Below are 20153 nucleotides of genomic sequence, written 5' to 3' on the forward strand. Positions count from 1 at the left end.
GATTCCTGTCGTACGGGAGACATTCACGCCCCGCGCACGGCAGCAGGGGACCCCGCCACCTTATAAGGCAAGCCTTACCGAACTCTCACCGGGTAGATGAATTCTCAACGACTGAGACCACCCCACCGCAACCGGACCGCACCCGCACCGCCGCACCGCCCCCAGACGGGACGCACCCGCGCTCGCGCAACGGCGAGGAGGGGACGTACCGGGGGGTGTCCGCCCGCAGCGTCGGGCGCCCAACCAAGAGCACTACCCCAGAAGAACAGCACCGCCCGACCGAGGACGGACACCCCCCGGTGCGGCACCGACCCCCAACGACCAGTAGTGCGCAACGCGAACCCCCACCGAAGCCGCACAGGCCGCCGCAGGCATCGAGGCGCACCCCCACCCGTCAGATCCGCGCACTCTCCACCCGCTCAGGCAGGTGAGACGCAACCACCCGCTCCCGCCCACTCCCCGGCACAACCACCCGCCGCCGATCCACGACAGCGGCGGCCCCAGCCACCCCCAGCCCCAGCACCGCGAGCAACGCGCCCGCGACCGCCGGAGACGTCACCCCGAAACCCGCGGCCAACGCGACCCCACCGATCCACGCACCCCCGGCGTTCGCCAGGTTGAAGGCAGCCTGATTGGCGGAGGAAGCCAAGGACGGCGCCGATGAGGCCTTCTCCATGACCATCAGCTGAAGCGGCGACCCCGTGACAAAGGCGGCCACACCGAGCAGCACCACGGCAACCCCGGCACTCCACTGCGCACCCATCAGAACAGGGAACAGAGCCAGCACCACGACCAGCGAGACCAGCCCCCCGAACAACGTCCCCCGCATCGCGTGATCGGCCAGCCGCCCGCCCGCCAGGTTCCCCACCGTCGCCCCGACCCCGAACAGCGCGAGCAACAGCGTCACACTCCCGTCGGCGAACCCGGCGGAGTCGGTGAGCATCGGCGTGACGTAGCTGTACGCGGCGAACAGCGCCCCGAAGCCCGCGACGGTCGTACCGAGCGCCAGCCAGACGGGAAGGGACTTCAGCGCCGCGAGCTCACCACGCGGCCCGGCACCGGAGCCCGCGACCACCCGGTCGTGCGGGATCAGCGAGGCCAGGGCCGCGATCGCGGCCAGCCCGATCGCGCTGACACCGAGGAACGTGGCCCGCCACCCGAGGTGCTGCCCCATGAGCGTGGCGACCGGCACGCCCGCGACGTTGGCGACGGTGAGACCGAGGAACATCAGGGACACGGACCGCGCCTTGCGCTCGGGCGCGACCATCCCCGTGGCGACGACCGCGCCGACACCGAAGAAGGCACCGTGCGGCAGGCCGCTCAGGAACCGGGCGGCGAGCAGCCAGTGGTAGTCGGGGGCGAAGGCGGAGGCCGCGTTGCCGACGATGAACAGCGCCATCAGGCCGATCAGGACCGTACGACGGGACATCCGGGCGGTCACGGCGGCCAGCAGCGGGGCGCCGATCACGACGCCCAGGGCGTACGCCGAGACCAGGTGCCCGGCGGTGGGGATGGCTATGTGGAGATCGTCCGCGACCTCGGGCAGCAGCCCCATCATCACGAACTCGGTGGTGCCGATGCCGAAGGCGCCGACGGCCAGGGCGAGCAGGGCCAGGGGCATGAAGTGCCTGTGCCTTTCAGGGGTAGTTCCGCAGTACTTATGTTCACCTGCGGAACAAAGCCTCTCGGGCTCAGTATTCCATGCGGTCAGGAAGACGTGTCGACCTTCACACGGGCAGCCAGCGGAAGGTGGTCGCTCCCCGTCTCCGGCAGCGTCCACGAGCTCTCCGGCTCGACACCCTTCACCAGGATCTGGTCGATCCGCGCCATCGGGAACGACGCCGGCCAGCTGAACCCGAACCCGCTGCCGGCCGCGCCCTGCGTGGAGCGCATCTGGGAGGTGACGGCGTTCAGGGCGCGGTCGTTCATCGTGCCGTTGAGGTCGCCGAGCAGCACGATCCGCTGCAACGGCTCGTCGGCGATGGCCTCACCGAGCGCGTCGGCGCTCTTGTCGCGCTGGCGGGCCGTGAACCCGGCCTCCATCTTCACCCGGACCGACGGCAGGTGGGCGACGTAGACCGCGAGCTGCCCCTCGGGCGTGGCCACCGTGGCGCGCATGGCGCGCGTCCAGCCCAGCTTGATGTCGACGGGCTCGACCCCGGTCAGCGGGTACTTGCTCCACAGCCCGACGGTGCCCTGCACCGAGTGGTACTTGTACGTCGCCGCCAGCGCCTTCTCGTACGTCGGCACCGCCCCCGCGGTCAGCTCCTCCAGCGCCACCACGTCCGCGCCGGACGCGGCCACGTCGCGGGCGGTGCCGGACGGGTCGGGGTTGTCGGCGTTGACGTTGTGGGTGGCCACCGTGAGATCGCCGCCGGAGCCGGTCTTGTCGGTGAGCAGACCGCCGAAGAGGTTGAGCCAGACGACCGCCGGGAGCAGCACGGCGATCAGGGCGGTCACCGACTTCCGTACGACGCCGAGAACCAGCAGCACCGGCACGAAGAAGCCCAGCCAGGGCAGGAAGGTCTCGATCAGGCTGCCGAGGTTGCCGATGCGGTTGGGGATGCGCGAGTGCAGCAGCATCACCAGCGCGAGGAGCACCGCCAGCGCGGCGACGACCAGGCCGCGGCGCCAGATTCTCGGGTCGCCGCGCCATCCGGTGAGCAGCCGGTCGAGCAGGCGCCGGAACCTGGAGCTCTGGCGCTCGGGTCCCGAGCCGCCGTTGTCCGTCTCCTCCATGTACGCCTGCTGCGCCATACCGCGTCGCCTCACTGCCCGCCGTGCATCCGTCCGTCCCCCCGTGTCTCAAGACCCTAGGGGATGATCGGTTCCGATCTCGCCGTCCGATGACGGCCGTACCCGTACGAGCACGAACAAGTCGGCGCCGCCAGTTCCGTGCACGGACGCAGAAAGCGCCCTCTGTGACGAAACGCGCACAGTAGGGCTACGACGCCGCCGAACTGACGGTCGGTGAGCTGACGGGCCGTAGGTCCTCCGGGTCCAAGGGGCTCAGTCCTTCAAGGATCGTGTCGACGATCTGTTCGGACAGGCCGTCCGGGAGGTCGGCGTCGGGGCGCATGACGGAACGCAGCAACATGGGGCCGACGAAGATGTCGTTGAGCAGTTCGATGTCGACGTCCTGGCGCAGTTCGCCGTTCGCCTGACCCCGCAGCAGAACCTCCATCCCGAGCCTGCGCCGGGGCGCGATGACGAGGTTGTGGTACGCCTCCCAGAGCTTCGGACTGCTCTTCATCTGGGCGTGCACGTTGTGCAGGATCACCGAGGAACGGCTGACCAGTCCGCGCTGCCGCAGCGACTCCAGGAGGACGACGAGGTCGTCGCGCATGGAGGTGCCGGGGAGTTCGGGATCCGGGGGTTCGGCGCTGCGGACGACATCGACGAACAGCTCCTCCTTGCCGCTCCAGCGGCGGTAGATGGTCGCCTTGCCGACGCCGGCGGTACGGGCGATGCGCTCGATGGACAGCTCCGCGAGCGGCACCCCCTCCTCCAGCAGCTTCATCACACCCTCGACGATGGCACGCTCCACGGCCTCACTACGGGGCCGACCCCGCACGGGGCCCGCTTGCCGGGGCTGACCTTCGGCGAGGCTGCTCACGTCGCTGGATCCCTTCTGTGTCCTGGGACGATTGTCCCCCGCCGGGTGCCGCACCGGGGAGCCGGCCAGGGTCGCACCTGCCGGACGACCGAAGCGGCGACCGGGAGAACCGGGAACGGCACCCCGGAGGGGCGTCTCCTACTCCGCCGCCACCAACTCCCGTCCCTCCTCGTCCTTCTGGGCGGCCGGCGGCTTGCCCGGCAGGAACACGGCGACCACGATCGCGCCGACCACCGCGACGCCGGCTCCCCACAGGGCGGTGATGTGCATGGCGTGGAGGAAGGCGTTGTGGGCGGGGACGATGAGCGCATTGCCCTGGGGGCCGAGCTTGTCGGCGACGCCGAGGGTGGCCTCGATGGACTCGCCCGCGGTGTGGCGCAGCCCGGCCGGGAGGAGGTCGAGCTTGTCCTCGATGCCGTTGCGGTACGCCGTGGACAGCACCGAGCCAAGGACGGCGATACCGAGGGCGCCGCCGACCTGGCGGAAGGTGTTGCTGAGGGCGGAGGCGGAGCCGGCCTTCTCGCGGGGCAGGGCCTGCATGATGACGACGCTCACCGGGGTCATGATGTGCGCCATGCCGGCACCCATCAGGAAGAACACGACCTCCAGGATCCAGATCGGCGTGTCCGCCTCGAACCCGGCGAACGCGGCGAGCGTCGCGGCGATGATGAGCAGTCCGGCCGTGGTGGTGGCCTTGTTGCCGAACCGGTCGACGACCAGCCGGGCCCGCGGCGCGAAGATCATCTGGGCGGCGGCCAGCGGCAGCATCAGCAGACCGGTCTCCAGCGGCGAGTACCCGCGCACGCTCTGTGTGTAGAACACCGAGAAGAAGGTCACGCCCATCAGCGCGAAGAAGACCAGCGCGATGGCGGCGATCGCCGCGGAGAAGGCCTTGTTCTTGAAGTACGTCACGTCGATGGACGGATGGCTGCTGCGCTTCTCGAAGACGACGAAGGCGACGAGTACGGCAAGACCCGCGCCGATCGTCGACAGCACCGTCGCGTCCGTGAAGTCCGCGAGCTGGCCGCCCTTGATGATGCCGTAGACCAGCAGAACCAGGCCCACGACGGACAGCACGACACCGATCGGGTCGATACGGCCGGGGTTCGGGTCCCGGGAGTCGGGCACGAGCCAGATCATCAGCGCGACGGCGATGATCACGATCGGCACGTTGATGAGGAAGACGGACCCCCACCAGAAGTGATCCAGAAGCACACCGCCGGTGATCGGCCCGATGGCGATGGCGAGCCCGACTCCACCGGCCCAGATACCGATGGCCTTGGGCTGCTCCTCACGCTCGAAGACGTTCATGAGCACCGCGAGGGTGGCGGGCATCACGAAGGCGGCGCCGAGGCCCATCACCGCGCGGAACGCGATCAGCTCGGTCGGCGACCCGGCGGTGGCGGCGAGGGCGGACCCGAGACCGAAGACGGCGAGCCCGCCGAGGAGCACCCTCTTGCGTCCGAGCCGGTCTCCCAGCAGACCGGCGCTGAAGAGGAGCCCCGCGAAGACGAGGGTGTAGGCGTTGATCGCCCACTCCAGCTCGCTCTGGGTGGCGCCCAGGCCGGTGGGGGCGGGGGTGGAGATCGTCTTGATCGCGACGTTCAGGATCGAGTTGTCGAGCACCACGATCAACAGGCTCAGCATCAGCACGCCGAGGATCGCCCAGCGGCGCCGGTGCACGGCTTCCGGGATGCGGGAGCCGGGGAGGGCAGGGTCGGCAGGAGAAGTCATACGGTCGACCCTAGACCTATTTCGATACGACACCGTCTCGTATCGGAATTCTTTACGGAGACCTTAAGAAGAGCCCTAGGGCCCCGGACTTACGTCGCTCGAGGCGTGACCCAAGTCCCCCGCCCCCCTCTGGCCGAGCGTGACACGAAGTGCCACCATGGAGGTGATCCGGGGACGCCGTAAGGGCGCCTCGAGATGACGTGTAAGGAGCAGTTCCATGACGCAGCTCTCGGCTGCCCAGACGAAGCCCTCCGACGGCAGCAAAGCGCTGTACGGGGGGAAGGGCACACGCCGTATCACTGTTCGCGACATCGCTCTCGCCAAGGAGCGGGGCGAGAAGTGGCCCATGCTCACCGCGTACGACGCGATGACCGCGTCCGTCTTCGACGAGGCCGGCATCCCGGTCATGCTCGTGGGCGACTCCGCGGGCAACTGCCATCTCGGGTACGAGTCGACCGTGCCCGTCACCCTCGACGAGATGACGATGCTCTCGGCGGCCGTGGTCCGCGGCACCTCCCGTGCCCTGATCGTCGCCGACCTCCCCTTCGGCTCGTACCAGGAGGGCCCCGTACAGGCGCTCCGGTCCGCCACCCGGCTGATCAAGGACGCCGGGGCCGGCGCGGTCAAGCTCGAGGGCGGCGAGCGGTCGTACGAGCAGATCCGGCTGCTGGTCGAGGCCGGCATCCCGGTGATGGCGCACATCGGTCTGACCCCGCAGTCCGTCAACGCCATGGGCTACCGCGTCCAGGGCCGTGGCGAGGAGGCGGCCGCGCAGCTGCTGCGCGACGCCAAGGCCGTGCAGGACGCGGGCGCGTTCGCGGTCGTCCTCGAACTGGTCCCCGCCGAGCTGGCCGCCGAGGTGACCCGGTCGCTGCACATCCCGACCGTCGGCATCGGGGCCGGGGCGGAGACGGACGCGCAGGTCCTGGTGTGGACCGACATGCTGGGTCTCACCGCCGGCCGGGTCCCGAAGTTCGTGAAGAAGTACGCCGACCTGCGCGAGGTCATGGGCAACGCGGCGAAGGCGTTCGCGGAGGACGTGGTTGGAGGCACCTTCCCGCTGGAGGAGCACAGCGTCCACTAGAGCCACTGTGGCACCAGGGCAGCCCCGCCGATCTTCCCCCGCCGGCGGGGCTGCTGCCGTTTTCCTCGCCCCCGCCGCCCCTTCAACCCCACTCCTCAAGCGCCGGAGGGGCTGGATTTACTGACGCCGGTCCAGGTTTCCAGCCCGTCCGGCGTTTGACGACGAGGCCCCTTCAGGGCCGAAGCAGGGGTCTGGGGGCGCTTGTCGGTCGGCTGTCGGTGGTGTCGGTGACTTGTCGGTGGTCTGTCGGTCGGGGCTGGCACCGTCATCCCCATGACGCGAATCGACAAGAACCCCAACGGCGCCGACATCGCCGTAACCGTGCGGGGGCTGGTGAAGCACTACGGCGACACCAAGGCGCTGGACGGTGTGGACCTGGATGTGCGGGAGGGGACCGTGATGGGGGTGCTCGGGCCCAACGGGGCCGGGAAGACCACCCTCGTCCGCATCCTGTCCACCCTTCTCGCCCCGAACGCCGGACAGGCGACCGTCGCCGGTTACGACGTCGTACGGCAGCCCCGCCAGCTGCGCAGGGTCATCGGCCTCACCGGCCAGTACGCCTCCGTCGACGAGAAGCTCCCCGGCTGGGAGAACCTGTACATGATCGGGCGGCTGCTCGATCTGCCCCGCAAGGAGGCCCGCCGCAGGGCCGACGAACTGCTGGAGCGCTTCTCGCTCACCGAGGCCGCCAAGCGGCCGGCGAGCACGTACTCCGGCGGTATGCGGCGACGCCTCGACCTCGCCGCGTCCATGATCGGCCGGCCCGCCGTCCTCTTCCTCGACGAGCCGACCACCGGTCTCGACCCCCGTACCCGCAACGAGGTGTGGGACGAGGTCAAGCGGATGGTCGGGGACGGGGTCACCGTCCTGCTCACCACGCAATACATGGAGGAGGCCGAGCAGCTGGCCGACGAGCTCACCGTCGTCGACCGCGGCAAGGTCATCGCCGGCGGCGGCATCGAGGAGCTGAAGGCCAAGGTCGGCGGGCGGGCCCTGCGGGTACGGCCCGTGGACCCGCTGCAGCTGCGGCCGCTCGCCTCCTTCCTCGACGGTCTCGGCATCACCGGCCTCGCCACCACCACCGTGGACCCCGACGCCGGCTCCCTCCTGGTGCCGATCCTCAGCGACGAGCAGCTGACCGCGGTGGTCGGCGCGGTCACCGCGCGCGGCGTCACGATCTCCTCCATCACCACCGAACTCCCCAGCCTGGACGAGGTGTTCCTGTCCCTCACCGGCCACCGCGCGAGTGCTCCCCAGGACGCCGTGCCCGCCGACGACCGCGAGGAGGTCGCCGTATGAGCGCCGCCACCGTCACCACACCCGTCTCCACCTCCGTCTCCGACGACGTCCGCATTCCGCTGCGCGGGCATCTGCGGCACACCAGCGCCCTCATCCGCCGCAATCTGCTCTGGATCCGCCAGGACCCGGAGTCGATGGCCGACGCGCTGCTGATGCCGGTCATCTTCACGCTGCTGTTCGTGTTCGTCTTCGGCGGCTCGATCGGGCAGGCGCTGGGCGGCGGGCAGGACCAGTACGTGCAGTACGTCATCCCCGGCATGATCGCGATGATGAGCATGACGCTCTCGCAGGGCGTCGGCACCGGCTTCAGCCAGGACTTCAACTCCGGTGTCATGGACCGCTTCCGGTCCCTGCCGATCGGACGCGGCTCGGTGCTCTTCGCGAAGATCTCCGTCGAACTGATGCGGATGCTGTTCGCGACCGCCGTGCTGATGATCGTCGCCGTCCTGGTCGGGTTCGACATCACCAACTGGACCGGACTGCTCGCCACCGTGGCCCTGTCCACCGCGTTCGCCTCGTCGATCATGTGGGTGTTCCTCACCCTGGGCGTGATCATGAAGAGCGCGCAGTCCGTGCAGGCGATGGGCTTCCTGGTGCTGTTCCCGCTCCAGTTCGGCTCGTCGATCTTCGCGCCGACCGGCTCCATGCCGGGCTGGCTGCAGGCCTTCACCGACTACAACCCGCTGTCCACGCTCGCCGACGCCGCGCGCGGACTGATGGTGGGCGGCCCGGTCGCCCACGACCTGTGGGTGACGCTCGCCTGGTCGGTGGCGATCACGGCGATCATGGCGCCGGTCGCGATCCACAAGTTCAAGACCAAGAGCTGACGTTCACTTCGTCGGTGCGCGTCAGATCAGGGCGGTGGCCTCCGTGGGGGAGAGGCCGCCGCCCTCCGCGAGCGCCGCCTCGAACGCCTCGTCGCCGAGCCCGGCGCGTGCGTGGCGCTCGGCCCGGCTGTACGTCTCGCGTTCTATCGAAGTCGCGACATGGCCACGCGGCAGCATCGCCCGCGCGGCCCCGAGGATGCGGGCCGCGTCTCGGGGCCTGTTCCTGCCCTCGGGTGCGGCCACGGCGATCGCCGCGATCGACAGGTACAGCGGTCGCATGAACGGGGCGATGGCCTCGGACAGCGGGTCGTCGGCCTTGTCCAGGGCCTGCCGGGCCTTGTCCAGACAGGCCTCGTAGCAGCCGTCGGCCGCCTCCAGCCAGGCCTCCGAGCCGAGGATGAACGCGTCGAAGACGACGAAGTGGGCGATGTTGAACTCCGCGCGCAGCAGCCGCAGCTGCTCGCGTGCCTCCGTGGTCCGGCCGGTGAAGGCGAGATGCGCGGAGAGGAACATCCGAGCGGCGGGCAGGGCCCCGTTGACCCCGCCCTCCTGCTGAGCGATCACCTCGCGCAGAATCTGCTCGGCCCGCTCGCTCTGGCCCGCCTCCATGAGCGCGCTGCCGAGCCGGGCGCGGAGCACCGCGTTCTGGGCGCGGGCGCCGAGCCGGTCGGCCTGCTCCATGGCCGCCTCGTAGTCGGCGGCGGCGTCCAGCCAGGCGCCCGCGCGCTCCCGGGCCTCACCGCGCGCGGACAGTGCCTCCGCGGTGCCCCACGCGTCTCCCAGGGTCTGGAAGATCTCCAGCGCCTCGTCGGCGTCGCGGGCCGCGTCGCCCGCCCAGTCGGCCCGGTTGGCGAGGATGTTGGCGCGGATCTGGAGGGTGCCGGCGAGCTCCCACTCGGTCCCGGGCGTCGCACGGCAGGTGCGGACGGCGGCGTCGAGGATCCCGGACAGCTGCTCCGCGCCGCCGCTCAGCATCACGGCGTAGAACCAGAGCATGCCCGGGGGACGGCAGACCTGCGGCAGGCCGGGTTCGTAGACCTCGGTGATGATGCGCAGCTTCTCCTTGGCCTGCGGGGTCTCCCAGGCGTCCAACTCCGTGTCCATGCAGGCCAGATGGGAGAGGTGGATACCGCGCCGGGCCTCGGCGAGGAGCTCGCCGGTCAGCGGGGGCGGGGAGTCGGTGCAGCGCTGGTGGACCGGGGCCGCACGGCGCACCGGCTCGGTGAACGGGTCGGGGCCGAGGGTCATGATCTCGCTGTACCAGTTGCGGGCCTCGATACGGACGTCACGCAGCTGCCAGTACCAGGCCAGCGACAGCCCCAGGCAGAGCGCCTCCTGCTCGTCACGCTCGGCAATGGCGTGCCGCAGGGCGGTGCGCAGGTTCTCGTACTCGCGCTCCAGCCGTTCGATGGCGAGGAGCTGGCTCGGTCCGCGGAGCAACGGGTCGGTGGTGCGGGCGAGTTCGCGGTAGTACGTCAGATGCGCACGCTCCGCCTCCCCGCGCCGACCGGTCTCGTCGAGCCGCTCACCCGCGTACTCGGCGACGGTCTCGAGGAGCCGGTAGCGCATGTCGCCGCGCTCGCCCGAAGGCGCGGCGACGACCAGGGACTTGTCGACGAGCGAGCCCAGCGCCTCCAGCGCGACGGGCCCGCACACGGCCTCGGCGGCGGCCAGGTCGCAGCCGCCGGCGAAGACCGACAGCCGCCGCAGCACGTCCCGTTCGTCCTCGTCGAGCAGTTCCCAGGACCAGTCGACGACGGCCCGCAGGGTCTGCTGGCGGGGCAGGACGGTACGGCTGCCGGAGGTGAGCAGCCGGAAGCGGTCGTCGAGCCGGTCGGCGATCTGACGTGGCGTCAGCATGCGGAGCCGGGCGGCCGCGAGCTCGATGGCGAGGGGTAGTCCGTCCAGCCGCCGGCAGATCTCGGCACAGGCCGCGGCGGTCTCCTCGTCGGCCTGGACCCGGAACCCGGGCCGGGCCGCGGCCCCGCGATCGGCGAACAGCCGCAGTGCGACGGGCTCGGGCAGCGGCTCCACGGGCCGCAGCAACTCCCCCGGTACGCCCAGGGGTTCACGACTGGTGGCCAGCACCGTCAGCTGCGGGCAGCGCGCCAGCAGCTCCTCCACGAGCCGGGCGGCGGCGTCGACGACATGTTCGCAGTTGTCGAGGATCAGCAGCATCCGGCGTTTGCCGCAGTGCTCCGCGAGCCGCTCGACGGGGTCGGCGTGCCGCTCGTTCCCGGCCCGCATCGCCTCCGCGCCGGCGCCGTACAGCACGGTCTCCCGGGCGCCGACGGCGGTCAGCACGGCATCCGGCACCCCGTCCGGATCGTCGACCGGAGCGAGCTCGGCCAGCCACACCCCGTCCTGCGCGGCGTACCGCACGGTCTCGGCCGCCTCCTGCGACAACCGCGTCTTCCCCGCGCCCCCGGGCCCGAGCAGGGTCACGAGCCGCGCCGCCGCGAGGTCGCCGCGGATCGCCTCGATGTCGGTCTCACGGCCGACGAAGGAGGTGAGGCGGGCACGGAGGTTACCGAGGGGAGCGGGCTCGGTGCCTGCGGAAGCGGGCTCGGCGAAGGGCGCCCGCGAGCCCTGGTCGCTGTCGACGTCTGCTGCGGAAACGGCCGGACCAGCCGCGCCCGAGCCCTGTCCGCCGGACACCCCCGGTCGCAGCAACTCCCCGTGCAGCGCCCGAAGTTCCGGCCCGGGGTCCGCCCCCAACTGCTCGGCCAGCACGCGTCGTACGTCCTCGTAGGCCGCCAGCGCCTCGGCCGTACGGCCCGCGTCACGGAGGGCGCGCAGGCGCAGGGACTGGAGAGGCTCGTCCAGCGGGTGGCTGTCGCACAGCGCGGTCAGTTCCGGGAGCGACTGGTCGGCGTGGCCGAGGGCGAGGGCGGCGGTGTGGCGGGCGCGCAGGGCGTCCAGGCGCCGGGTCTCCCAACGGGCCGCCTCGGCGGTGCGGTCGGGCAGGTCGGCGAGGACGGGGCCGCGCCACAGGGCGAGGGCGTCGTCGAGGACGCCGGCCGCCTTCGCGGGGTCGCCGTCGGCGAGCGCGCGCGTGCCCTCGCCGGTCAGCCGGTCGAAGCGGTGCAGGTCGATGTCGTCGGATGCGGCGACGAGCCGGTAGCCGCCGTCCGCGGAGGCGACCGCGTCCGCGCCGAGGGCCCGCCGCAGCCGGCCCACCAGCGCCTGCACCGCGCCCTGCGCGTCGGCGGGCGGGTCGCCGTCCCACACCTCGTCGACCAGCAGACTCACGGCGACCGTACGGCCGGGCCGCAGCGCCAGCACGGTCAGCAGCGCACGCAGCCGCGCGCCGCCGACGGGGAGCGGGGTGCCGTCGGGACGGAGTACCTGGGTGGTGCCGAGGATGCGATAGCGCACGGGGTCCATTGTCTCTGGTGGGTTCGGGGGCGGTCACGGGGATCGGGCGCGGGCGGGCGCCGTGTCGGTTCCGGCGGCCGACGGGTCAGGTGGGCCGGCCCCGCACCGTACTGAACGTCTCCAGCAGTGCCGCCGACGAGTGAGCGTCGATGCCCTCCGTCTCGGCGCCGGGAGGTGCGTCCTCGGGCAGGCCGCTCGCCTTGCGTACGGCGTAGGACAGCCAGGAGTCCGTGTCCGGAACGTCGAGGGTGACCACGGCACCCGCGTCCGAACGTCGGCTCCGTTTTCCTGTCGCGCTCTCGGCGAACCACTTCGGGCACCGGTCCACCGTCCGCAACCACCGCTCCTCCGGCACCGGCCACCACGTTTCCGAGTCCGGCGGCTGAACGTACCCCTGTGTCAGCACCTGGAGCGCCCGCACCCGGCCTCGCACCTCGGGCAGTTCGGCGCCGTGCGTCTCGACCGTGAGCAGGCCGACCAGCCGGACACGCTCCCCCGAGCGCTGCCGCACGGCGACCTCCAGGCCGTTCTCGTCCCGCAGCACCCCGCCCTCCACCGGCCCCACGACCTTGGTCAACTGATCGTGCCAGCCCCCGCCCAATACCAGGCCGCTCTCACTCAGCAGCAGCGGCCAGCTCACCTCGTCCCCCACCGAGAACGGCGTACCGCAGCACTCCATCTGCCAGTCCTCGTAGAACACATGCCAAAGCCCCATGGCCCCACCTTCTCCGGAACCGATGAGGTACCGCGAGACGTTTTCGTCGTACGCCCGGTACGGTCGGGCAGTCCCAGAGCGTGTACGAGAGTCGGGGGAACCCCATGACCACCACAGCCGCCCGCAACAGCGACCGGCGGATCAGCCCTGTCTTCGTGGGCATCCTGGCCGTCACCGCGGTGACCGGCTGGGCCACCTGGACCGGGTTCGCCGAGCAGCCCGGCGTGGCCGTGTTCCTGTTCGTGACGGCCGCCTGGATCGTGTCCCTGTGTCTGCACGAGTACGCACACGCGCGTACCGCCCTGCACAGCGGTGACATCACCGTGGGTTCAAAGGGTTACCTCACGCTCAATCCTTTGAAGTACACCCATGCGCTGCTCAGCATCGTCCTCCCCGTCCTCTTCGTGATCATGGGCGGGATCGGTCTGCCGGGCGGTGCCGTCTTCATCGAGCGCGGCCGGATCCAGGGGCGCTGGAAGCACAGTCTGATCTCCGCGGCCGGGCCGCTCACCAATGTGCTGTTCGCGGTCGTGTGCACGGCCCCGTTCTGGCTGGACGCGCTCGACGGGGTGCCGGCGGACTTCCGGTTCGCGCTGGCCTTCCTCGCCCTGCTCCAGGTGACGGCCGCGATCCTGAACTTCCTGCCGATTCCGGGCCTGGACGGCTACGGCGTCATCGAGCCCTGGCTGTCGTACAAGATCAAGCGCCAGGTGGAGCCGTTCGCGCCGTTCGGCCTGCTGTTCGTCTTCGCGCTGCTGTGGGTGCCGGCGGTCAACAGCGCGTTCTTCGACGTGATCGACTCGATCCTGGCCTCGCTCGGCATCAGCGACTTCGAGACGTACTGCGGTCAGGACCTCTACCGCTTCTGGCAGACGAGCGACTTCTGCTCGGTCAGCGGCTGACGGACTTCTCCGCCTTGGCACGCTTCACGTAGTACCAGCACATGTTGCTGGACAGCCCCACGATCAGCACCCATACGATCCCCAGGAAGCTGCCCCGGGAGAAGGACACGACCGCCGCCGCCACGGCGAGGAGACAGACGATCAGGGCATAGAGGGCGAGGCGGGGCATGGGAGCGGCTCTCCTGTCGGGGGGACACTGGTGACGTCGTCGTCCAGTGTCCCCCATCGGCTCATACGTCCGTGACGCGCAGACCCGCGTGCGCCTTGTACCGGCGGTTCACGGAGATCAGGTTGGCGACCAGCGACTCGACCTGGTGGGCGTTGCGCAGGCGTCCCGCGAAGATGCCGCGCATGCCGGGGATACGGCCGGCCAGGGCCTGGACGATCTCGACGTCGGCCCGTGCCTCGCCGAGGACCATCACGTCGGTGTCGATCTCGTCGATCTCCGGGTCCTCCAGGAGGACCGCCGAGAGGTGGTGGAAGGCGGCGGTGACCCGGGAGTCCGGCAGCAGGGCGGCGGCCTGCTGGGCGGCGCTGCCCTCCTCGGGCTTCAGGGCGTAGGCGCCCTGCTTGTCGAAGCCGAGCGGGTTGACGCAGTCGACGACCAGCTTTCCGGCCAGTTCCTCGCGCAGCGACTCCAGCGTCTTGCCGTGGCCGTCCCAGGGCACGGCGACGATCACGATGTCGCTGCGGCGGGCGGTCTCGGCGTTGTCGGCGCCCTCGACGCCGTGCCCGAGCTCGTCGGCGGCGGCCTGGGCGCGGTCGGCGGCGCGCGAGCCGATGATCACCTTCTGGCCGGCCTTGGCGAGCCGGTAGGCGAGGCCCTTGCCCTGGGGGCCGGTTCCGCCGAGCACGCCGACGACGAGCCCGGAGACGTCGGGAAGGTCCCAGGGGTCCTTCGCAGGGGCCTTCTGTGCACTGTCGGTAGAGGTCATGGGCCGACTTTACGTGCGCCCCGCGCACCCCGTCCGGTCAGGTGAGCCGCGTCACGGGCACGCGCCGGAAGCCGATGTCGCTGTGCCCCGCCCCCGCGGAAGGCCGACAGCGCTTCTCATGCCCGGTTCGGGCGAATTCGTGGTGAACTCCGGGTCACGGGTGGCCGTTTGCGGCAGGATACGGCCACATGGACGCCGTACGTGTCTCGTTGCTGCGCGAAGTGCTCGCCGGGACCGAGTGGTTGGGGGCGACCCGGAGGTTCGCCGGGGTGCTGCGCGGCTCGGTGGTCTCGCACGGCGGTGGTCTGCTGCTGGTCGGCACGCCGGAGTACGAGCCGTGGCATCTGGCGGCTCATCTGGTGGACGAGGCGGCCTGGTCGGGGACACCGGAGCTGGCTCCCACGCTCGTACGGCATGAGGCGCAGCCCTCGGATCCGGCCCATCTGGCCGTCGGTCTCGGCCGGTTGGCGGCGGCGCGGCGCGGGGAGACGCTGCTGGTCGTGTCCCCGGCGGGTCCGGGCGCCGCACTCCTGGAGCGTGTGCACGACGCCCGTCGGGCCGGCGCGACGGTACTGGCGCTCGGCCCCGACGACGGCGACCTCGTGGCGATGGCCCACGAATCCCTCGCCGTCCCGAGCGGCCCGGACCTCGATCTCGACACCGTCCAGCACCTGGTGAGCGCGGCAGCGGGCGAGAACGCCCTTCCGGCCCCACGGACACGCCGCCGCTTCCGGGACCGGCTCTCCCGCCTGACGGACCAGCTGACGGCACCGCCGCCGGCGCGGTGGTAGGGGGCGCGAGGGAGGGGCGGTGCCCCGAAATTCGGTTGCCCCCGCCTGCCGGCGCGGCCGACCATGACCCGTCGTGACCGACGACGACTCCGCTCCCCCTGCCGCGCCCTCTGTCTCGCCCCCTCCCTCCCGTCTCCGCTCCGTCCTGCCCGATCTCACCCCATGGCGGGCCTCGGCCGACTTTCGGCGGCTGTGGGTGTCGGGGCTGGTTTCGAACTTCGGGAGCTTTCTGACGTTCGTCGCGCTGCCGGTGCAGATCAAGGAGCTGACGGAGTCCGCGGCGGCGGTGGGTGCGATCGGTGCGGTGGAGCTCATTCCGCTGATCGTCTTCGGGTTGTACGGCGGTGCGCTGGCCGACGCCATGGACAAGCGCGGGCTGATCATCTGGACCGAGGCCGGGCAGGGTCTGCTCAGTGCGGTGCTGCTGGTGAACGCGCTGATGCCGAACCCGGCGGTGTGGCCGCTGTATCTCGTCGCCGCCCTGTCCTCCGCGCTCGTCTCGGTCCAGCGGCCCGCGCTGGACTCGCTGTGGCCGCGGATCGTGGCCCATGAGCATCTGCCGGCCGCGGCCTCCCTCAACACCTTCCGCTGGACGGTCGGCGGGGTCGCGGGCCCGGCGGTGGCGGGTGTGGTGGTGGCGTACGCGGGGCTCGGCTGGGCCTATGCGGCGGATCTGGCCACTTTCGTGGTCTCGGTCGTGCTCATCATCCCGATCGCCTCCTCCCCCGCCGCGCACGAGGCGGCGAAACCTTCGCTGAAGGCGATCGCCGAGGGCGCCCGGTACGCCTGGAGCCGTAAGGAGCTGCTCGGCACCTACGCGGTCGACCTGGCCGCGATGTTCCTGGCGATGCCGCTGGCGCTGTTGCCGTTCCTCGCGGACGAGCTGGACGCCGAGTGGGCGCTGGGTCTGATGTACGCGACGGTCCCGCTCGGGGCGCTGCTGGTGAGTGTGACGAGCGGCTGGACGGCGCGGATCCACCGGCACGGCCGGATGGTGGTGTTGTCGGCCGCGTTGTGGGGCGTGGCGATCGCGGCGGCCGGAATCGTCGGCAATCTGTGGCTGGTGCTGCTGTTCCTGACGGTGGCGGGCGGCTGCGACATGGTGAGCGGGATCTTCCGCGGGGTCATGTGGAACCAGACGATCCCGGACGAGCTGCGGGGCCGGCTCGCCGGGATCGAGCTGCTGTCGTACTCCGTCGGTCCGACGCTGGGCCAGGTCAGGTCGGGCGGTTTCGCCGCGTGGTGGGGTGTGCGGGCTTCGGTGTGGTCGGGCGGTCTGCTGTGCGCCGGCGCGGTGGGCCTGCTGGCGCTGTGTCTGCCGAAGCTGATGACGTACGACGAGCGGACGGACGAGCACGCGGCGCGGGTGCGGAAGCAGCGGACCGCTGCCGCACCCACGGGCGCCTGATCAGTCGTCGTCGCTGCCGCGGGCCGAGGCGTCGTGCCACTTGGGGTCGTTCTCCCACTCGAGGTTGCGCTCGCGGGCGGTCTCCATCGCGTGCTCGGCCTCCTGCCGGGAGGCGTAGGGCCCGAAACGGTCCTTGCCGGGGCAGTCCGGCCCCTCCTCGACCTTCTTGTGTTCCAGGCAGTAGTACCACTCGCCCGGCTTGCCGACCGTGCGCTTCTTGAACAGGGCCATGACCAGCTCCTCTCGCCACCGACATGTTCCCCCACAGCGGCTCGTTAGACTCGCTGGCATGTCTGGCCAGTCGCTGCTTGTACCAGGGGAGCTGTCCCCCACCCGTTCCGTGCCCGGAAACATCCGTCGTCCTGAGTACGTCGGCAAGCCGGGGCCCACGCCGTACACCGGACCGGAGGTGCAGACTCCGGAGACCATCGAGGCGATGCGGATCGCCGGTCGGATCGCCGCGCAGGCGATGGCGGAGGCGGCGAAGCTGATCGCCCCCGGTGTGACCACCGACGAGCTGGACAAGGTGGCGCACGACTACATGTGCGACTACGGCGCCTACCCGTCGACGCTCGGCTACCGCGGCTTCCCCAAGTCGCTGTGCACCAGTGTCAACGAGGTGATCTGCCACGGGATCCCGGACTCGACGGTGCTGCGGGACGGCGACATCGTCAACCTCGATGTGACGGCGTACATCGGCGGGGTGCACGGCGACAACAACGCGACGTACCTGGTCGGGGACGTCGACGAGGAGAGCCGGCTGCTGGTCGAGCGGACGCGTGAGTCGCTGGAGCGCGCGATCAAGGCGGTCCGGCCGGGGCGCCAGATCAACATCATCGGCCGGGTCATCGAGTCGTACGCCAAGCGCTTCGGGTACGGGGTGGTGCGGGACTTCACGGGGCACGGGATCAACTCGTCGTTCCACTCCGGGCTGATCATTCCGCACTACGACAGTCCGCATGCGACGACGGTCATCCAGCCCGGCATGACCTTCACGATCGAGCCGATGCTGACGCTCGGGACGCACGAGTACGACATGTGGGACGACGGCTGGACGGTCGTCACGAAGGATCGCAAGCGCACGGCGCAGTTCGAGCACACGCTGGTGGTGACGGAGAGCGGCGCCGAGATCCTGACGCTGCCGTAGCAAGCCCGTGGACCCGTCCCCTGCTGGGGCGGGTCTTTTCTTGTACGCTTTTACCGACAGGGCGTCGGCAAACCTATTGACTTAGGTAAGCCTTACCTTAGAGGATGCACTGCATGGACTCCTTCTCGACAGTCATCCGCACCGCTTCCCATGAGCAGCACGTGGAGGCGGAGACCTCGTCGTTCATGAGCGACCTGCTCGGCGGCAGGCTGGGCGTGGACGCGTACGCGCGGTACACCGAGCAGCTGTGGTTCGTGTACGAGGCGATGGAGAGCGGGGCCGAGCGGCTGGCCGCGGATCCGGTGACCGGACCCTTCATCCAGCCCGAGCTGTACCGGCTGGGTGCGCTGGAGCGGGACCTGGAGCATCTGCGGGGCGCCGACTGGCGTACGGGGCTGACCGCGCTGCCGGCCACACAGGCCTATGCGGACCGGGTGCGGGAGTGCGCCACCGAGTGGCCGGCCGGGTACATCGCCCACCACTACACGCGCTACCTCGGCGACCTCTCCGGCGGCCAGATCATCCGCGACAAGGCGGAGCGGACGTGGGGCTTCGAGCGCAAGGGCGACGGAGTGCGCTTCTACGTCTTCGAGGGGATCGCCAACCCCGCCGCGTTCAAGCGGGGTTACCGGGAGCTGCTGGACGGGGTGCGGGCCGACGACCTGGAGAAGCAGCGGATCGTGACGGAGTGCAAGAAGGCGTTCGCGCTGAACACGGCGGTCTTCCGCGCCCTCGGTGAGGAGTTCTCCCTGAGCGCCTAGCGCTCCAGGTACACCCGGCCGCCGATCTCCACCCAGCCGCCGGGCTGGGGAGCGGTGAGGAGCTGTGAGCCCGCACCCTGGGTGATGTTCAGGGCGCGGCCCAGCCGTTCCGTGAGCAGGAGGGCGGCGGCACCGGTCGCCTCGTCCTCGTCGATCCCGTCGTCACGGCCGGGGAACGCCCGCGCGCGCACCCGCCCCGCGGGCTCGTCCTCCCAGGCCCAGGCGTAGATCCACTCCCCCTTCGGCGGCACGTCCAGGTCGTCGACCTCGGCGGCCGTCGCGTACTGCCTGAGCGTCCGCGGCGGCGCCCACTCCGCCCGCGCCTCGATCCAGCTGAACTCGCCGTCGAGCCGGGCGCCCACGACGCCGGCCGGGGTGACCAGCTCCGGCACGTCGAGCAGCCATGCCGTGCCGACACAGGGGTGGCCGGCGAAGGGCAGCCGCAGTGTCGGCGTGTAGATGTCGATGACCCCGCGCTCCGGGTCGTCCACGAACACGGTCTCGCTGAACCCGAGCTTCCCGGCGAACAGTTGCCGCTCCTCGCGGTCCGGCATCACGGATCCCTCGCGTATGACGCCGAGTTCATTGCCGTATCCGCCGTTCGGCGCGCAGAAGACGCGCAGTACGTCGTAGTCAGTCACGGGGGAATTGAAGCATCGCGCGGTCGGCGAGGTCGTCCCAGGTCCTGGCTCCGCCGGGGAGGGGCCAGAAGCCGGTGGGGGGCATGCCGTACGGAAGCGAGGCGATCAGCTCGGCGTGCCCCTGTTCCAGGGCGGCCCGTTGGCGTACGTGGCCCGGCTCGTCGGGGTGCGCCGCCAGCCGTCGTATCCGCGCCTCGTGCTCGTGGGTCGCCTGCTCGGCGACCTGCCGCCACTTGTCCTCGTCGGGCACCCGGTTCAGATCCACGCACCGCGGTTGTTCTCCCTCCGCCAGCGCCGCCACCGCCCGGTCGTGGCCGTCGAGGATGACCCAGCCGTCGAGGAAGGCCACCCACCACAGGAGGACGGGTGCGAGGGTGCCCTCGCGGGCGTGTCTGCGGTACGCCTTCACGCGCGCGGCATCCGGCGGCGAGAGGCGGCGCAGCGGGAGCACTCCGTGCCAGCCGCCTCCGCAGGCGAGCTCCAGGCTGCTGCTCGGCCAGTCGCGCACGAAGTCCTCGGTCCAGATACCCGGCGGGAAGCCGGTCCGCACGGCCAGTTCCCACCGTCCGTCCTGCAGCGGGGTGCCGTCCGCCTCCTCCAGCCAACGGGCGTAGCGGTGCGGCCAGTTGACCGACGACCGCATCATTGCCGAGCGCAGCGGGGGCAACGGGGAGCGGTAGCCGTCAAGGCCGTGCAGAGACAGCTCACGGCAACAGCCCTCGCCCGTGCGGCCCAGCAGTACGGGCCGCTCCCCCTGCCGCAGCAGGATCCGCCCGTCGCCCGTCGTCTCGAAGCGCAACGCCGGCGGGCCGGGGCGGTCCGACACGTGCAGTACCAGCCGCCCCGGCCCCAGCAGTTCCCTGCGTCCCCTGTTCACGGGGACAGTTCTACGCCTCGGTGCGGCGCCTGCGCATC

General features: G+C 70.8%; 19 protein-coding genes. 8 read left to right on the forward strand and 11 right to left on the reverse strand.

Annotated elements, in window-relative coordinates:
• Window positions 1–394: 394 nt before the first annotated feature.
• The 4 genes from OHU89_RS15820 to OHU89_RS15835 form a co-directional block, all read right to left on the reverse strand.
• Complete coding sequence (locus OHU89_RS15820) at window positions 395–1621, reverse strand: MFS transporter (protein ID WP_405643347.1); 1227 nt, start codon at window positions 1619–1621, stop codon at window positions 395–397.
• 86 nt (window positions 1622–1707) lie between these two features.
• Complete coding sequence (locus OHU89_RS15825) at window positions 1708–2757, reverse strand: endonuclease/exonuclease/phosphatase family protein (protein WP_266893316.1); 1050 nt, start codon at window positions 2755–2757, stop codon at window positions 1708–1710.
• A 187-nt stretch (window positions 2758–2944) separates the two neighbouring features.
• Window positions 2945–3547 (reverse strand): TetR/AcrR family transcriptional regulator, encoded by a 603-nt coding sequence (locus OHU89_RS15830; protein ID WP_405643349.1) that lies wholly within the window; start codon window positions 3545–3547, stop codon window positions 2945–2947.
• Window positions 3548–3754: 207 nt separating this feature from the next.
• Window positions 3755–5350, reverse strand: a complete 1596-nt coding sequence (locus OHU89_RS15835; RefSeq protein WP_405643351.1) for an MFS transporter — start codon at window positions 5348–5350, stop codon at window positions 3755–3757.
• A gap of 217 nt (window positions 5351–5567) precedes the next feature.
• Between OHU89_RS15835 and panB the strand changes: the two genes are divergently transcribed.
• From panB to OHU89_RS15850, 3 genes are all read left to right on the forward strand, one after another.
• Window positions 5568–6434 (forward strand): 3-methyl-2-oxobutanoate hydroxymethyltransferase, encoded by an 867-nt coding sequence (gene panB / locus OHU89_RS15840; RefSeq protein WP_266893313.1) that lies wholly within the window; start codon window positions 5568–5570, stop codon window positions 6432–6434.
• Window positions 6435–6707: 273 nt separating this feature from the next.
• Window positions 6708–7733 (forward strand): ATP-binding cassette domain-containing protein, encoded by a 1026-nt coding sequence (locus tag OHU89_RS15845; protein ID WP_266893312.1) that lies wholly within the window; start codon window positions 6708–6710, stop codon window positions 7731–7733.
• Entirely contained in the window at window positions 7730–8560 is an 831-nt protein-coding gene (locus tag OHU89_RS15850; RefSeq protein ID WP_405643355.1) for an ABC transporter permease, read from the forward strand. The genes OHU89_RS15845 and OHU89_RS15850 overlap by 4 nt, the downstream gene beginning before the upstream one ends.
• A 21-nt stretch (window positions 8561–8581) precedes the next feature.
• Here the strand turns inward: OHU89_RS15850 and OHU89_RS15855 are convergent, their stop codons facing one another.
• The gene (locus OHU89_RS15855; RefSeq protein ID WP_405643358.1) at window positions 8582–11947 is read right to left on the reverse strand and encodes an AfsR/SARP family transcriptional regulator; all 3366 of its coding nucleotides are present in this window, start codon (window positions 11945–11947) and stop codon (window positions 8582–8584) included.
• Between the two features lie 76 nt (window positions 11948–12023).
• Entirely contained in the window at window positions 12024–12653 is a 630-nt protein-coding gene (locus OHU89_RS15860) for a DUF6578 domain-containing protein (RefSeq protein ID WP_405643360.1), read from the reverse strand.
• A gap of 104 nt (window positions 12654–12757) precedes the next feature.
• Here OHU89_RS15860 and OHU89_RS15865 point away from each other — a divergent pair, with 104 nt between their 5' ends.
• Window positions 12758–13555, forward strand: coding sequence for a site-2 protease family protein (locus tag OHU89_RS15865; RefSeq protein WP_266893306.1), 798 nt, complete (start codon window positions 12758–12760; stop codon window positions 13553–13555).
• Here the strand turns inward: OHU89_RS15865 and OHU89_RS15870 are convergent.
• Entirely contained in the window at window positions 13545–13724 is a 180-nt protein-coding gene (locus tag OHU89_RS15870; RefSeq protein WP_361477268.1) for a hypothetical protein, read from the reverse strand. The two genes, OHU89_RS15865 and OHU89_RS15870, sit on opposite strands and share 11 nt — an antisense overlap.
• Before the next feature lie 61 nt (window positions 13725–13785).
• The gene (gene npdG, locus OHU89_RS15875) at window positions 13786–14490 is read right to left on the reverse strand and encodes an NADPH-dependent F420 reductase (RefSeq protein ID WP_327716735.1); all 705 of its coding nucleotides are present in this window, start codon (window positions 14488–14490) and stop codon (window positions 13786–13788) included.
• A gap of 188 nt (window positions 14491–14678) precedes the next feature.
• Here npdG and OHU89_RS15880 point away from each other — a divergent pair, with 188 nt between their 5' ends.
• Both OHU89_RS15880 and OHU89_RS15885 read left to right on the forward strand, forming a co-directional pair.
• Window positions 14679–15281: a hypothetical protein gene (locus OHU89_RS15880; RefSeq protein WP_405643365.1), complete on the forward strand. Its 603-nt coding sequence runs from the start codon at window positions 14679–14681 to the stop codon at window positions 15279–15281.
• 73 nt (window positions 15282–15354) lie between these two features.
• The gene (locus OHU89_RS15885; protein WP_405643368.1) at window positions 15355–16689 is read left to right on the forward strand and encodes an MFS transporter; all 1335 of its coding nucleotides are present in this window, start codon (window positions 15355–15357) and stop codon (window positions 16687–16689) included.
• On the opposite strand, the gene OHU89_RS15890 is transcribed toward OHU89_RS15885, so the two are convergent.
• Entirely contained in the window at window positions 16690–16920 is a 231-nt protein-coding gene (locus OHU89_RS15890) for a hypothetical protein (protein WP_266893297.1), read from the reverse strand. It lies immediately after the preceding gene.
• Window positions 16921–16978: 58 nt separating this feature from the next.
• Here OHU89_RS15890 and map point away from each other — a divergent pair, with 58 nt between their 5' ends.
• Complete coding sequence (gene map / locus OHU89_RS15895) at window positions 16979–17836, forward strand: type I methionyl aminopeptidase (protein WP_405643372.1); 858 nt, start codon at window positions 16979–16981, stop codon at window positions 17834–17836.
• 113 nt (window positions 17837–17949) lie between these two features.
• Complete coding sequence (locus OHU89_RS15900) at window positions 17950–18597, forward strand: heme oxygenase (biliverdin-producing) (protein WP_405643374.1); 648 nt, start codon at window positions 17950–17952, stop codon at window positions 18595–18597.
• Here the strand turns inward: OHU89_RS15900 and OHU89_RS15905 are convergent.
• Window positions 18594–19238, reverse strand: coding sequence for a PhzF family phenazine biosynthesis protein (locus OHU89_RS15905; RefSeq protein ID WP_405643376.1), 645 nt, complete (start codon window positions 19236–19238; stop codon window positions 18594–18596). The genes OHU89_RS15900 and OHU89_RS15905 overlap by 4 nt on opposite strands.
• Window positions 19231–20115 (reverse strand): hypothetical protein, encoded by an 885-nt coding sequence (locus OHU89_RS15910; protein ID WP_405643379.1) that lies wholly within the window; start codon window positions 20113–20115, stop codon window positions 19231–19233. The genes OHU89_RS15905 and OHU89_RS15910 overlap by 8 nt, the downstream gene beginning before the upstream one ends.
• Window positions 20116–20153 lie beyond the last annotated feature (38 nt).

The organism is Streptomyces sp. NBC_00019, from assembly GCF_045041015.1.
In the GTDB taxonomy this organism is placed as follows: domain Bacteria; phylum Actinomycetota; class Actinomycetes; order Streptomycetales; family Streptomycetaceae; genus Streptomyces.